General features: G+C 58.5%; 11 protein-coding genes. 9 read left to right on the plus strand and 2 right to left on the minus strand.

From position 1 onward, the window contains the following. Positions 1-16: 16 nt before the first annotated feature. The 3 genes from BLW70_RS01070 to BLW70_RS01080 all read left to right on the plus strand — a co-directional run bounded on the left by BLW70_RS01070 (position 17) and on the right by BLW70_RS01080 (position 1,322). Positions 17-322, plus strand: coding sequence for a chorismate mutase (locus tag BLW70_RS01070; RefSeq protein ID WP_074871054.1), 306 nt, complete (start codon positions 17-19; stop codon positions 320-322). Positions 323-400: 78 nt separating this feature from the next. Further along, positions 401-757 carry a hypothetical protein gene (locus tag BLW70_RS01075; RefSeq protein ID WP_074871055.1) on the plus strand — a complete coding sequence of 119 codons (357 nt, stop codon included), beginning with the start codon at positions 401-403 and terminating at the stop codon, positions 755-757. A gap of 70 nt (positions 758-827) precedes the next feature. Then, the gene (locus BLW70_RS01080; RefSeq protein WP_074871056.1) at positions 828-1,322 is read left to right on the plus strand and encodes a GreA/GreB family elongation factor; all 495 of its coding nucleotides are present in this window, start codon (positions 828-830) and stop codon (positions 1,320-1,322) included. Here BLW70_RS01080 and gdhA read toward each other — a convergent pair. Next, on the minus strand, positions 1,319-2,656 hold the full coding sequence (gene gdhA / locus BLW70_RS01085) for an NADP-specific glutamate dehydrogenase (RefSeq protein WP_074871058.1): 1,338 nt from the start codon (positions 2,654-2,656) through the stop codon (positions 1,319-1,321). The two genes, BLW70_RS01080 and gdhA, sit on opposite strands and share 4 nt — an antisense overlap. Before the next feature lie 350 nt (positions 2,657-3,006). Beyond that, positions 3,007-4,671: an energy-dependent translational throttle protein EttA gene (ettA, locus tag BLW70_RS01090; RefSeq protein WP_074871060.1), complete on the minus strand. Its 1,665-nt coding sequence runs from the start codon at positions 4,669-4,671 to the stop codon at positions 3,007-3,009. 283 nt (positions 4,672-4,954) lie between these two features. Between ettA and BLW70_RS01095 the strand changes: the two genes are divergently transcribed. The 6 genes from BLW70_RS01095 (at position 4,955) to BLW70_RS01120 (ending at position 14,345) form a co-directional block, all read left to right on the plus strand. Next, positions 4,955-8,803, plus strand: a complete 3,849-nt coding sequence (locus tag BLW70_RS01095; RefSeq protein ID WP_074871063.1) for a sensor domain-containing protein — start codon at positions 4,955-4,957, stop codon at positions 8,801-8,803. A gap of 241 nt (positions 8,804-9,044) precedes the next feature. Beyond that, a complete protein-coding gene (glyA, locus tag BLW70_RS01100; RefSeq protein WP_033054266.1) occupies positions 9,045-10,298 on the plus strand; it encodes a serine hydroxymethyltransferase in 1,254 nt (417 codons plus the stop codon). 277 nt (positions 10,299-10,575) lie between these two features. Next, a complete protein-coding gene (locus BLW70_RS01105) occupies positions 10,576-11,889 on the plus strand; it encodes a C4-dicarboxylate transporter DctA (RefSeq protein ID WP_074871065.1) in 1,314 nt (437 codons plus the stop codon). A gap of 67 nt (positions 11,890-11,956) precedes the next feature. Next, the gene (locus BLW70_RS01110) at positions 11,957-12,661 is read left to right on the plus strand and encodes a FadR/GntR family transcriptional regulator (protein WP_074871066.1); all 705 of its coding nucleotides are present in this window, start codon (positions 11,957-11,959) and stop codon (positions 12,659-12,661) included. A gap of 45 nt (positions 12,662-12,706) precedes the next feature. Continuing rightward, on the plus strand, positions 12,707-13,402 hold the full coding sequence (locus BLW70_RS01115; RefSeq protein WP_074871068.1) for a GntR family transcriptional regulator: 696 nt from the start codon (positions 12,707-12,709) through the stop codon (positions 13,400-13,402). Positions 13,403-13,799: 397 nt separating this feature from the next. Further along, entirely contained in the window at positions 13,800-14,345 is a 546-nt protein-coding gene (locus BLW70_RS01120; protein WP_074871069.1) for a hypothetical protein, read from the plus strand. The last annotated feature ends 55 nt before the right edge of the window (positions 14,346-14,400 follow it).

Below are 14,400 nucleotides of genomic sequence, written 5' to 3' on the forward strand. Positions count from 1 at the left end.
ATGGAGCTCGAACAACATGGTCGTTACCTGCAACTCCCTCGAAGACGTTCGCCAAAATATTGATCGACTGGACCGTCAGATGGTCACCCTGCTGGCCGAGCGCGGCGCTTACGTGGCGCAGGCGGCTCGTTTCAAGAAGGACACCGACGCGGTGAAAGCCCCGGCGCGGGTCGAGCAGGTCATCGCCAAAGTTCGCGCACTGGCTGAGGGCGCAGGCGCCAGCCCAGCGGTAACGGAGCAGGTTTACCGCGCCATGATCGCTGCGTTCATCGAACAGGAATTGTCTGAACACGCGCGCCTGGCCAAAACGCCAACAGATTAATCACAGGCCTTTCACAAACGCCTCACGAATCCACTCCTAGACTTCTCATATAGGCCGTTGACGGTCTGGGAGTCTGAGATGTGGCGTTGCGTGGGTGTGGTGGGTTTGCTGATGTTGATCGCGGGTTGCCAGACGACCCACGAAGATTTGATCGCCAAGGGTTATCCACCGGCATTCGCCGATGGCTTCGATGACGGTTGCAGCAGTGGCCGGCAAGCGGCGGGGGCAATCACCGGAGAGTTTCGTAAAAACGTTCCGCGTTACCTCAAGGACAAGCAGTACGCCGAGGGCTGGAGCGATGGCTTCCGTCAGTGTCAGGCGATGCGCGAAAGCGAGGACCGCGAGGATTATCGCAGCCACCATTGGGACGACCGAGACAAAGCCTGGCAGCAACAGAAGGACCAGGACGCCGCTCGTGCTTTTCGCTCGCAATAAGTCGCTGACAGATATCTGTCGAAACTAAAAGCCTGCGACCATGGCCCAAACCCTATAACGGGAGAAAACCATGAGTCGTGCCTTCGTCAATGAAGATAACGCCGCCGCGCAAGCCGATCAGCCCGTCGAACGGCAGATCAGTGCGCAGCCCAATTACGTCACGCCCACGGGGCTGGCCCAGTTGCAGGTGAAAGTCGCCGAACTGCAACACCTGCACAGCGAGCAATCGGCCAAAGGCGAGCACGCCGACAAGCAGCGCCTGGCGGACCTTGAACGGGATTTGCGGTATTTCAAGCAGCGCCTGCAAAGCGCCCAGGTCGTGACCGCCGCCAACTCGACGCAAAAAGTGCAGATCGGCAGCCGTGTGACCTTCGCCGACGAACACGACACCGAGCAAACCGTGCAACTGGTCGGTGAAGATCAGGCCGACGCGTCGGCGGGCCTGATCAATTGGGGTTCACCGCTGGGCCGGGCGCTGCTCGGGGCGCAACTCGGTGACGAGGTGCTGTGGCAACGTCCGGCGGGCGATCAGTTGATCGAGATCATCCGTATCGAGCCGGCTTAAACCACGCCTTGGGCGAGCATCGCGTCGGCAACTTTGACGAAGCCGGCGATGTTCGCGCCTTTGACGTAATTGATCCGGCCATTCTCTTCGCCGTAATGCACGCAAGCGTGATGGATCGACTGCATGATCGCGTGGAGTTTGCTGTCCACTTCACCACCGGTCCACAGCAGGCGCATGGCGTTCTGCGACATCTCCAGCCCGCTCACCGCGACACCACCGGCATTGGAAGCCTTGCCCGGCGCGAACAGAATCCCCGCCTCGATAAACACATCTACGGCTTCAAGCGTGGTCGGCATGTTCGCACCTTCCGCCACGCAGAGGCAGCCGTTGCGCAACAACGTGCGGGCCGCCTCGGCATCCAGTTCGTTTTGTGTCGCGCAGGGCAGCGCGATGTCGCAGCTCAGCGCCCATGGGTGCTGGCCGGCCTTGAACTCCAGGCCAAAACGGCCGGCCAGTTCACTGATGCGCCCGCGCTGGACGTTTTTCAGCTCCAGCACCGCCAGCCACTGCTCTTCGGTCAAACCGCTTTCGCAGTACAGCGTGCCTTCGGAGTCGGACAACGAAATCACTTTGCCGCCCAGGTCCATGACCTTGCGCGCGGCGTATTGCGCAACGTTGCCGGAACCGGAGATGGCCACACGCTTGCCTTCGACGGTTTCACCGCTGCGCTTGAGCATTTCTTCAGCAAAGTACACACAACCGAAACCGGTGGCTTCCGGGCGAATCAGGCTGCCGCCATAGCTCGGGCCCTTGCCGGTCAACACGCTGGTGAACTGGTTGCTCAGGCGCTTGTATTGGCCGAACAGGAAACCGATCTCGCGCGCACCGACGCCGATATCACCGGCCGGAACGTCAACGTCTGCGCCGATGTGACGGTACAACTCGCTCATGAAGGCCTGGCAAAACCGCATGACTTCAGCATCGCTTTTGCCTTTCGGGTCGAAGTCCGAACCACCCTTGCCACCGCCCATCGGCAGCGACGTCAGCGAGTTTTTGAAGGTCTGTTCGAAGGCCAGGAACTTCAACACGCCAAGGTTCACCGAAGGATGGAAACGCAACCCGCCCTTGTACGGACCAATAGCGCTGTTCATCTGGATGCGGAATCCGCGATTGACCTGCACTTTGCCGTGATCGTCGACCCAGGAAACCCTGAAAACGATCGCCCGCTCCGGCTCGCACATCCGCTCCAGGATGCCCGACGTCAGATAGCGTGGATTGGCTTCCAGAAAGGGCCACAGGCTACGCAGGACCTCTTCCACGGCCTGGTGGAATTCAGGCTGGTCAGGGTCGCGTTTTTTCAGGCGGGCGAGGAAGGATTCAACGGATTCGATCATGGAAAAGTCTCGGCAAATTTATTGTCGTTGGAAGAGATTGGGCCGGACTTTAGCAAACTGAATGCGCACCACGACAGAACAAAATGTCGCATTTATGAAATTAAATGGTGCACCTGATGTAAATAAACCCCTGAAAAGCTCTTTATTGCACCCGATTAGGGATTATCAGATTCAGGTTTGCACTGATTTGGAAATCGCCATCGCGAGCAGGCTCGCTCCCACAGTAGATCTCCATTGGATAAATCCCATGTGGGAGCGAGCCTGCTCGCGATAGCCGCACTGCGGTCTATCTGAAAGCCAAAAAAAACGGAGCCCCGAAGGCTCCGCTTTTTCATGCAACCCACCTGAAATCAGGCGAGTTTCTTGTGCCGTACACGGTGCGGCTGGGAAGCCGCTTCGCCGAGGCGTTTCTTGCGATCGGCTTCGTACTCGGTGTAGTTGCCTTCGAAGAACACCGCTTGCGAGTCGTCTTCGTACGCCAGGATGTGAGTCGCGACGCGGTCAAGGAACCACCGATCGTGAGAGATCACAATGGCAGCGCCCGGGAAGTCCAGCAGGGCTTCTTCCAGGGAACGCAGGGTTTCAACGTCGAGGTCGTTGGACGGTTCGTCGAGCAGCAGGACGTTGCCGCCCTCTTTCAGGGTCAGCGCCAGGTGCAAGCGACCACGCTCACCACCGGACAGGTCCTTGACGAACTTCTGCTGATCGCCGCCCTTGAAGTTGAAACGACCGACGTAGGTGCGCGACGGGATCTCGTAGTTGCCGATGCGGATCTGGTCCGAACCGTCGGAGATCTGCTGGAACACAGTCTTGCTGCCGTCCAGGTCTTCGCGGCTCTGATCGACGCACGCCAGTTGCACGGTTTCGCCAACTTCGATGCTGCCCGAATCCGGCGTTTCCTTGCCCATCAGCATGCGGAACAGGGTCGATTTACCCGCGCCGTTACCGCCGATCACGCCAACGATGGCGCCTTTAGGCATGGAGAACGACAGGTTGTCGATCAGCACGCGATCGCCATAGCCCTTGGTAACGTTCTTGAATTCGATGACCTTGTCGCCCAGGCGTGGACCGGCCGGGATGTAGATCTCGTTGGTTTCGCTGCGCTTCTGGAATTCCTGCGATTGCATTTCTTCGAAGCGTTGCAGACGAGCCTTGGATTTGGACTGGCGGGCCTTGGCGCCTTTGCGCACCCACTCCAGTTCTTCCTTCATGGCTTTTTCGTGGGCCGACTGCTGCTTGGATTCGGCAGCCAGACGATCGGACTTGGCTTCGAGCCAACCCGAATAGTTGCCCTCGTACGGGATACCGGCGCCGCGGTCGAGCTCGAGGATCCAGCCGGCAACGTTGTCCAGGAAGTAACGGTCGTGCGTGATCGCGACCACGGTGCCCGGGAAATCGTGCAGGAAATGCTCCAGCCAGGCGACGGAATCGGCGTCCAGGTGGTTGGTCGGTTCGTCGAGCAGCAGCATGTCGGGAGCGGACAGCAGCAGGCGGCACAGGGCCACACGACGCTTCTCGCCACCGGACAGGAATTCGATCTTGGCATCCCAGGCCGGCAGACGCAGCGCATCGGCGGCGACTTCCAGTTGGCGATCCAGGTTGTGACCGTCGCTGGCTTGCAGGATGGCTTCGAGCTTGGCTTGTTCAGCGGCCAGTTTGTCGAAGTCGGCATCTTCATCAGCGTAGGCGGCGTAGACCTCGTCCAGGCGAGCCTGGGCGTTCTTGATCACGCTGACCGCTTCCTCAACCACTTCACGCACGGTCTTGGTCGGGTCCAGGATCGGTTCTTGCGGCAGGTAGCCGATGTTCAGTTCCGGCATCGGACGGGCTTCGCCTTCGAACTCGGTGTCGACGCCCGCCATGATTTTCAACAGCGTGGACTTACCCGAACCGTTAAGGCCGAGTACGCCAATCTTGGCGCCCGGGAAGAACGACAGCGAAATGTTTTTCAGGATTTCCCGCTTCGGCGGAACAACTTTACCCAGCCGATGCATGGTGAATACGTATTGAGCCATGGAGAACCTAGGGTCAGTGAACGATGAATGATTGGGGCGCGGGCGATGCCCGTCCAGGTTGTGCGCGTCGACGATTGATAGCGATCAATGCTGCGCGCTGAAAAAACCTGATTCTAGGAGCTGGAACGCTCCCGCGTAACCGGCAAAGCTACCTGATTGACGGAAGGCAGTCCAGCCGAGCGGGACTGGCACTTTGCCACAACTCAGGGCATGCTAGCCGCCCTCCGGGCGTCCGGCTTATAGTGCACGTCGCGCCAGTCCAGCCAAACCGCAGGATTACAGTTTGTCTAATGTCACCCCACCTTCTTCCGTGAGCGCACTCAATCCTGCGACCGGCTCACCCTTGCGTGGGTCCTTGAAGGGCGCGCTGGCGGCGCTCGCCCTGATGTTGCTCACGCTATTGTTCTGGCAGTTGCTGGATCAGTTGCGCGACACCCAACAACACCAGCGTCAGTACACCATCGACTACACCGCCGATCTGGCCTCGCAAATCAGCCTGAACATGGCGCTCAACGCCCAGATCGCCCTCAACCTGCTGCCGATCGTCGAACAGCCGCAAAGCGCCGACGAACAGCAGGCGCTGCTGCGCAAACTGCAAAGATCCTTGCCCGAGCTGCGCAGCCTCGCGTTGCTCAGCCCTTCCGGGAAAGTCCTCACCGACAGTGCCGACACCAGCGACGATGCCGACTACCTGAGCGAACTGGTCCGGCGCAGTCACGCCCAGGCCCATTATTTCAGCAACGCCAATGACGGTTCGGTGGTGCATCTGCTGCTGCATCAAGCCAGTGGCAGCACCCGCGGCTACTGGGTTCTGCGCCTGACGCCGACATTTTTCTCAGCGCTGACCAAACAAAACGAAACCGGTATTCGCCCGCTATGGCTGGTGGAAAACCGCATCAACCACCAGATCATCAGCCGCGACGATGGGCAGCCCTCGGCCACACCGACGGTGTTGACAGCGGATGAGCTGACCAACAGCGTGCTGACCGTGCCCCTGAGCAGCAGCGACTGGCAACTGCGCGGGTTGTTCGACCGGCAACGGGTGATCGAACACCTGCTGCCGGCGTTCATCGGCAAATGCCTTCTGGGCCTGGCGTTCTCGCTCCTGCCGTTCATCGCTCTACTGAACATGCGCCGCCGCCAGCGCCAGGTGCACGAAGGCCGCCGACGCTACCAGGATATTTTCGAAGGCACCGGCGTCGCCTTGTGTGTACTCGACGTGTCCGGGCTCAAAAGCTTTTTCGACAAAGCTCAGCTGCACAGCAGCGAACAACTGAAAGCCTGGCTCGAAACACCGCAACAGCGCGAGCACCTGCTGCAGGAACTGCGCATCACCGAAGTCAACCTGGTCGCCCTGCAACTGCTCAACGTCAACACCTGCGATCACGCCTGGAAACTGCTGATCGACGGTAACCCGCAGGACGGCGCCGCCATCGGCAATCAAGTGCTCGACGCGGCGCTCAACCGGCAGAAACAGCTTGAACTGGAAATCAAACTGCAAGACGCCAATGGCCGTGACCAGCATTTGTGGCTGGTCCTGCGCCTGCCTGAAGACCAGGACGACTACAAAGCGGTGATCCTGAGCATTACCGACATCACCAGCCGCAAGCTCGTCGAACTGTCGCTGCTGGAGCGTGAAGGATTCTGGTCCGACGTGGTACGCACCGTGCCGGATCATCTGTACGTGCAGGACGTGGTCAGCCAGCGAATGATTTTCAGCAACCACCACTTGGGGCAGACGCTCGGATACAACCGTACCGAACTGCACCAGATGGGCGAGTATTTCTGGGAGATCCTGCTGAACCCCGAAGATGCCGACTTCTACCACCGCTCGCGCCAGACCCAGCGGCAGACCGGTTACAGACAATTGATGCAATGCCAGCTGCGCTTCCGCCACCGGGACGGTAAATGGCGGCGCTTCGACATCCGCGAACAGGCACTGGCGCGGGACAAGCACGATCAGGTTACGCGGATCATCGGCGTGGCCAAGGACATCACTGATCAGATTGAAGCCAGTGAGTCCCTGCGCGACAGCGAGCAGCGCTACCGGATGCTTGCCGAAAGCATCAGCGACGTGATTTTCTCGACCGACAGCAAGATGGCGCTCAACTACGTCAGCCCGTCGGTGCAAGCCGTGCTGGGCTACGACGCCGACTGGATTTTCCAGAACGGCTGGCAATCGACCATCGCCAACCCGCAACAACTAACCGGCATTTACAGCCTGATGGACCGGGTCAGTAAAGCGCTGAACAAACCCGAGCAACTGGCGTTGTTGCGCAGCCAGGTGCAGACCCAACTGTTTTTGTTCGACTGCCTGCGGGCCGACGGGCGCAAGATTCCGATCGAACTGCGGCTGGTGCTGGTCTGGGACGAACACGGTGCATTCGAAGGCGTGCTGGGCGTCGGTCGCGACATCAGCCAGCAACGTCGGGCCGAAAAAGACCTGCGCATGGCGGCGACAGTCTTTGAGCACTCGACCTCGGCGATCCTGATCACCGACCCGGCCGGCTACATCGTCCAGGCTAACGAAGCCTTCAGCCGTGTCAGCGGTTATGCGGTGGAGCAGGTGCTTGACCAGTTGCCGAACATGCTGACCGTCGACGAACAGCAGGAAGCGCATCTGCGTTATGTGCTCAAGCAATTGCATCAGCACAGCACGTGGGAAGGCGAAGTCTGGCTCAAACGACGCAACGGCGAGCATTACCCGGCCTGGGTCGGGATCACCGCGGTGCTGGATGACGAAGGCGATCTGGCCAGCTACGTGTGCTTTTTCAGCGACATCAGCGAACGCAAGGCCAGCGAGCAGCGGATTCACCGCCTCGCCTATTACGACGCCCTGACCCACTTGCCCAACCGCACGCTGTTCCAGGATCGCCTGCACTCGGCGCTGCAATCGGCCGAACGGCAGAAGTCCTGGGTGGTGTTGATGTTCCTTGACCTGGACCGCTTCAAACCGATCAACGACTCCCTCGGCCACGCCGCCGGCGATCGCATGCTCAAGGAAATGGCCACGCGCCTGCTCGGCTGTGTCGACGATGACGACACCGTGGCGCGCATGGGCGGCGATGAATTCACCTTGCTGCTGCAACCGCGGGCCAACCGTGAAATTGCCTTGAACCGGGCGATTCATGTGGCCGAACAGATTCTCGCCAGCCTGGTGAAACCGTTCGTGCTTGAAGGCCGCGAGTTCTTCGTCACCGCCAGTATCGGCATCGCCCTGAGCCCTCAGGACGGTAACGAACTCAGCCAGCTGATGAAAAACGCCGACACCGCGATGTATCACGCCAAGGAGCGTGGCAAGAACAACTTCCAGTTCTATCAGGCCGACATGAACGCCAGCGCCCTGGAGCGCCTGGAGCTGGAAAGCGACTTGCGTCATGCCTTGGAGCAAGACGAGTTTGTGCTGTATTACCAACCGCAGTTCAGCGGCGATGGCAAACGCCTGACCGGCGCCGAAGCCTTGCTGCGCTGGCGCCATCCGCGACGCGGTCTGGTGCCGCCGGGAGACTTCATTCCGGTACTCGAAGAACTCGGCCTGGTGGTGGATGTCGGCGATTGGGTGATCAGCGAGGCCTGCCGTCAGCTCAAGACCTGGCATCAGGCCAAGGTCCGGGTGCCGAAGGTATCGGTGAACATTTCCGCCCGGCAGTTCTCCGACGGCCAACTCGGGACGCGAATTGCCAATATCCTCAAGGAAACTGGCCTGCCGCCGGCGTGCCTGGAGCTGGAACTGACCGAAAGTATCCTGATGCGCGAAGTCAGCGAAGCGATGCAGATTCTTGCCGGGCTGAAAAATCTCGGCCTGAGCATTGCGGTTGACGACTTCGGCACCGGTTACTCATCGCTCAACTACCTCAAGCAGTTCCCCATCGACGTGCTGAAAATCGACCGCACCTTCGTCGACGGCCTGCCGTCGGGCGAGCAGGATGCGCAAATTGCCCGCGCGATCATCGCCATGGCCCACAGCCTCAATCTGGCGGTGATCGCCGAGGGCGTGGAAACCCACGAGCAACTCGACTTCCTGCGTGAGCATGGTTGCGACGAGGTTCAGGGGTACCTGTTCGGGCGGCCGATGCCGGCGAACCGGTTTGAAGCGCAGTTCAGCAATGATGCGCTCTTCATGCTCGACTGAGATTTTGTAGGAAGGCCATCGCCAGCAGGCTGGCTCCCACAGGTTTTTTGGGTGTACACAAGATTTGGGGCCACTGAGAATCTACTGTGGGAGCCAGCCTGCTGGCGATTTGGGCCAGCATGATCACCGCTGATCCCGTCATGAAGCCCACTTGTCCGCGACATGATGTCCTTTCATATGCCTTCTAAAAGCGGTTGGGTTAGAATGCCCCCCTTTTCTGCCCCGATCCCTGAGGACCGCCATGTTCAGCCGTGATTTGACTATTGCCAAGTACGACGCCGATCTCTTTGCCGCCATGGAGCAAGAAGCTCAGCGCCAGGAAGAGCACATTGAGCTGATCGCTTCGGAAAACTACACCAGCCCAGCGGTGATGGAAGCTCAAGGCTCGGTACTGACCAACAAGTACGCCGAAGGCTACCCGGGCAAGCGTTACTACGGTGGTTGCGAGTTCGTCGACGTGGTCGAGCAACTGGCCATCGACCGTGCAAAAGAACTGTTCGGCGCCGATTACGCCAACGTTCAGCCACACGCTGGTTCGCAAGCCAACAGCGCCGTTTACCTGGCTCTGCTGCAGGCGGGCGACACCATTCTGGGCATGAGCCTGGCGCACGGCGGTCACCTGACCCACGGTGCCAGCGTTTCCTCCTCCGGCAAGCTGTACAACGCCGTCCAGTACGGTATCGACGGCAACGGCCTGATCGACTACGACGAAGTCGAGCGCCTGGCGGTTGAGCACAAGCCGAAAATGATCGTGGCCGGTTTCTCTGCCTACTCGCAGATTCTGGACTTCCCGCGTTTCCGCGAAATCGCTGACAAGGTTGGCGCTTACCTGTTCGTCGACATGGCCCACGTGGCCGGTCTGGTCGCCGCTGGCGTCTACCCGAACCCGGTGCCTTTCGCTGACGTCGTGACCACCACCACGCACAAGACCCTGCGCGGTCCACGTGGCGGCCTGATCCTGGCTCGCGCCAACGCCGACATCGAGAAGAAACTGAACTCCGCCGTATTCCCGGGCGCCCAGGGTGGCCCGCTGGAACACGTGATCGCCGCCAAAGCGATCTGCTTCAAGGAAGCGCTGCAGCCTGAGTTCAAGACCTACCAGCAACAAGTGGTGAAAAACGCCCAGGCCATGGCCGGCGTGTTCATCGAGCGCGGTTACGACGTGGTGTCGGGCGGTACTCAGAACCACCTGTTCCTGCTGTCGCTGATCAAGCAGGAAATCTCCGGTAAAGACGCCGACGCCGCTCTGGGCAAAGCGTTCATCACCGTGAACAAGAACTCCGTGCCAAACGATCCACGCTCCCCGTTCGTCACCTCCGGCCTGCGCTTCGGTACTCCGGCTGTGACCACTCGTGGCTTCAAGGAAGCAGAGTGCAAAGAACTGGCCGGCTGGATCTGCGACATCCTGGCGGACCTGAACAACGAAGCGGTGATCGACGCCGTTCGTGAGAAGGTCAAGGCCATCTGCAAGAAGCTGCCGGTGTACGGCGCTTAATCAGCCCGCTAAACCGCAGCAATGAAAAAACCGGCCAGTGATGGCCGGTTTTTTTTCGTCCGCATTTTTTTTCAAACCGCGAAAAGGCTCAAGGTCGGGGCATTGCGCCCAACTGGTAAGACCGGTCATGCCAATTACTCAAAATCTGCTTGCGATCACCCAAAAACAGCGCCTAGACTGCGCCTGCACTGGACATACCGGTAAGACCACAATAATTAAGTCCTGAATCTGATGCGCGAAGCGCACGGCAGCCAGGACACCGACCAGGATTCCTCCCATGCTCAGATGGTGCTCGCGTTCAATCTTCCTCCAAGTGGTTCTCGGACTGGTGCTCGGCATCGTCTGTGGGCTGACCCTTCCTGAATACTCCGCCCAACTCAAACCGCTCGGCGATGGCTTCATCAAACTGATCAAGATGCTCATCGGTCTGATCGTGTTTTGTGTGGTGGTCAGCGGCATCAGCGGTGCCGGCGACTTGAAGAAGGTCGGACGCATCGGCCTGAAATCGGTGATCTACTTCGAAATCCTGACCACCATCGCCCTGGTGATTGGTCTGGTGTTCGCCTTCACCACCGGTATCGGCAGCGGCGCGAACATCCATCTGGATCAGCTTTCCGCTGCCGACATGGGCGATATCGCCCAGCGCGGTCAGCACATGCAAACCACCTCCCAGTTCCTGATGAACCTGATCCCGACCTCGGTCATCGGCGCCTTTGCGGAGAACAACATTCTGCAAGTCCTGCTGTTTTCAGTGCTGTTCGGCAGTGCGCTGAACCTGGTCGGCGAAGCTGCGTCGGGTATTTCCCGGCTGATCAATGAGCTGAGCCATGTGATCTTCCGCATCATGGGCATGATCGTGCGTCTGGCGCCGATCGGCGTGTTCGGCGCCATCGCGTTCACCACCAGCAAATATGGCCTGGACTCGCTGCAGCACCTGGGCAGCCTGGTCGGTCTTTTCTACATAACCTGCGTAGCGTTCGTGGCGCTGATCCTCGGCCTGGTGATGCGCCTTTCAGGCCTGAAGATGTGGCCGTTGCTCAAGTACCTGCGCGAAGAACTGCTGATCGTCATGGGCACCGCCTCTTCCGACGCCGTGCTGCCACAAATCATGCGCAAGCTTGAGCATCTGGGCATCGGCAGTTCGACGGTCGGGCTGGTGATTCCTACCGGTTACTCGTTCAACCTGGACGGTTTCTCGATCTACCTGACCCTCGCCATCGTGTTCATCGCCAATGCCACCGGCACGCCACTGGCGATGAGCGACCTGCTGACGATTCTGCTGGTGTCGTTGATCACCTCCAAAGGTGCCCACGGGATTCCCGGCTCGGCGCTGGTGATTCTCGCGGCGACACTGACGGCGATCCCGGCGATTCCGGTGGTCGGACTGGTGCTGGTGTTGGCAGTGGACTGGTTCATGGGCATCGGCCGGGCGCTGACCAACCTGATCGGCAACTGCGTCGCCACCGTGGCCATCGCCCGCTGGGAAAAGGACATCGATATCCAACGGGCAAACAAAGTACTTTCCGGCCAGGTGGGTTATACCTTCCAGCCGAGAAAGCCCGTTGGCCCTGCGCATCAGCAGGAATTCTGAGTAATCGCCGTGCCTGCCTACGGGCAGGCACGGTCATCAATCGTTTTGGATGCTCATGGAGCGAACAGTGATCACCTCGTCGACCGTTGTGAATTCAGTAGTAGAAAAACTTCGGGCCGCCTTGGCCCGGGGTCAGTGGCGCTCCGGCGAGATGCTGCCGGGGCAGCGTGAGCTGGCCGAACAACTGGGCATCAGCCGCCCTAGCCTGCGTGAAGCCGTCATCGTCCTGGAAACCCTTGGGTTGGTGCGTTCCATGCCGGGTAAAGGCGTGGTGGTGCTGGAAGCCAATCTCAGCGACAGCCAAAGCCACGACAGCGCAGTCGCCGGAGCGAGCCTGGAAGATGTGCTGCAACTGCGCTACACCCTCGAGCCGTTCATTGTCGGCCTGGTGGCGCAGTCAATCAGCAGCAAGGAAGTCGGGCAATTGCGCCTGACCCTGATGGACATGCGCGAAGCGCTGGAAGCCAACGACAGCGAAGCCGGGGTGAACGCCTACATCGCGTTCCACGAAGAACTGTTCACCCTGACCTCGAATCCGATCTTCCAGAGTGTGGTGCAACAGACCAGCAACGCCCTCAAGCAAAGCGCCGACGTGCTGCGCAACTCCCCAGAGCATTTGGCGGAGCGCCTTGAAGAGAACGAAGCCGTGGTGCGCGCTATTCGCAGCAAAAACAGTGCCCAGGCCAGCGCCGAGATGCGTCGGCACATCCTTCGGGAAGGCCAGCGGATGGGCATCGAACTGAATATTCCGGACGACAATCTGGGCAAATAGCAGTACTGGAAAAAAACCTATCGGCAACCGGACTGGAGACAGGCCATGAATTCCTACGCCTTGAAGATTCCCGTTTTCTCGATTTCCACTGCTCTGCCCTTGCGCCGTCAGAGCGATAAGAAGCATAGCGTCGACGACATCTACCCGCAGATTTTCGATGCCATTCTCGAACAACGCATTGCCCCGGGCAGCCGCTTTACCGAAGAAAGCCTTGGCCAGGCATTCGGTGTCAGCCGCAGTATCATCCGCCAGGTACTGACGCGATTGTCGCATCAGCAGGTCATCATTCTGCGGCCCAATCATCGCCCGCAAGTCGCGACCCCCGATGCCGAACAAACCCGTCAAATTCTCCATGCCCGCCGGCTCACCGAAACCACTCTGGTGCGACTGGCCTGCCAGCAACCAGCTTCCCGGCACCTGCCGCAATTACGCGAATTGATAGAGCGCGAACGCCGCTATATCGAGCAAAACCAACGCGGGCCGGCTATTCGTCTGTCGGGCGAGTTCCACCTGCAACTGGCGCAACTCGCAGGCAACGTGCCGTTGGCACAATTTCTCGGCAGCCTCGTGCCGCTGACCTCATTGGCCATCGCCTACTACGAAGATCAAGCGCGTAGTGACTGCTTGTGGCAAGAACATGCGGTGATCGTCGAGGCGGTGGAGTGCGGAGATGCCAAAGTTGCCGAAGGCTTGATGACCCGACTTCTGGAGCATTTAGAAGTGAAGTTGCTGAACCCATAATCGGGTTTTATAACCGCTTGCGTACAACATTTTATGACCGCCCCGAGAGCCGGCTCTTTTGCCGGTTTTTTAACTTGAAACTATTTAAACCTGATGCCACCCCACAATCTCACGCTTTAACTGCAAACTATTGCTTTAGACCTCCCACATAAAAAACCTCATTTACACCTCCAACTTCCTGAAACAAAGGAACGAGCACAACCAGAAAAAAATAATTTAATCTCTGGTTCGACCTTTACTGAGACAATGCAATCAACACAAACATACAACATGACTTCATAATCATTGCACTGCATCGAAACTTTCAAGTTCTGGACTTATGGATACAAGAAGGCTGCGCCCAGCCGATTGAACAAAAACACCTTAACCTCAATTTATTATCAAGGAAGATAAAACTATGACCGCTGAACAATCCTTTATTGCAGAACTGACCAGTGATCACGGCCACCTGCATTTCCCTCGCCTGACACACGGCCGCGAAGTCACGATCCCTGTCACGGGCTTCTTCGACTTCTCCCCCACTCATACATTCGTTTCAGATACTTTATTCGCCAATAGAGACCTGCCTCGCGCTCCCTTGCAGTTCTACTTCCTGAATATTGGAGGTTTTGTCTATCGCATGTTTGTTATTACGCCTGGCCCGCTCTTTGGAAGACTAGTCGGCATTGACGAAAATGACTGTCTCACCGCGATGGATGGTCCGAATGCAGGTCCCAAGAAATCCGCCATGTTTCATTTCGTAGACAATAACGGCAACCTGGCTTCTCTCGACGACCCCAAATCAAACACCCTATCCGTAACAATTCATGCTAACAACTACTCGCTAAAGCGCCGAAAGAATACAAGTGAAGGATTTATTATCTATACAGGCGCGGGAGTCCAGATGAACTTCACACTGAAAATCATCAAGCGCAACGTTGACTCGAGCATCCTGACCGTTTAATCATCTCAGCACCTGCCTTTTCATATAACAAGAAAAGGCAGGACAAACTTACCAT

Origin of the sequence: Pseudomonas frederiksbergensis (assembly GCF_900105495.1) — a bacterium.
GTDB classification, from domain to species: domain Bacteria; phylum Pseudomonadota; class Gammaproteobacteria; order Pseudomonadales; family Pseudomonadaceae; genus Aquipseudomonas; species Aquipseudomonas frederiksbergensis.

Coding starts and splice junctions, on each gene's coding strand:
- BLW70_RS01070 (WP_074871054.1), top strand. CDS start 17: ATGGTCGTTACCTGCAACTCCCTCGAAGACGTTCGCCAAAATATTGAT.
- BLW70_RS01075 (WP_074871055.1), top strand. CDS start 401: ATGTGGCGTTGCGTGGGTGTGGTGGGTTTGCTGATGTTGATCGCGGGT.
- BLW70_RS01080 (WP_074871056.1), top strand. CDS start 828: ATGAGTCGTGCCTTCGTCAATGAAGATAACGCCGCCGCGCAAGCCGAT.
- gdhA (WP_074871058.1), bottom strand. CDS start 2,656: ATGATCGAATCCGTTGAATCCTTCCTCGCCCGCCTGAAAAAACGCGAC.
- ettA (WP_074871060.1), bottom strand. CDS start 4,671: ATGGCTCAATACGTATTCACCATGCATCGGCTGGGTAAAGTTGTTCCG.
- glyA (WP_033054266.1), top strand. CDS start 9,045: ATGTTCAGCCGTGATTTGACTATTGCCAAGTACGACGCCGATCTCTTT.
- BLW70_RS01105 (WP_074871065.1), top strand. CDS start 10,576: ATGCTCAGATGGTGCTCGCGTTCAATCTTCCTCCAAGTGGTTCTCGGA.
- BLW70_RS01115 (WP_074871068.1), top strand. CDS start 12,707: ATGAATTCCTACGCCTTGAAGATTCCCGTTTTCTCGATTTCCACTGCT.
- BLW70_RS01120 (WP_074871069.1), top strand. CDS start 13,800: ATGACCGCTGAACAATCCTTTATTGCAGAACTGACCAGTGATCACGGC.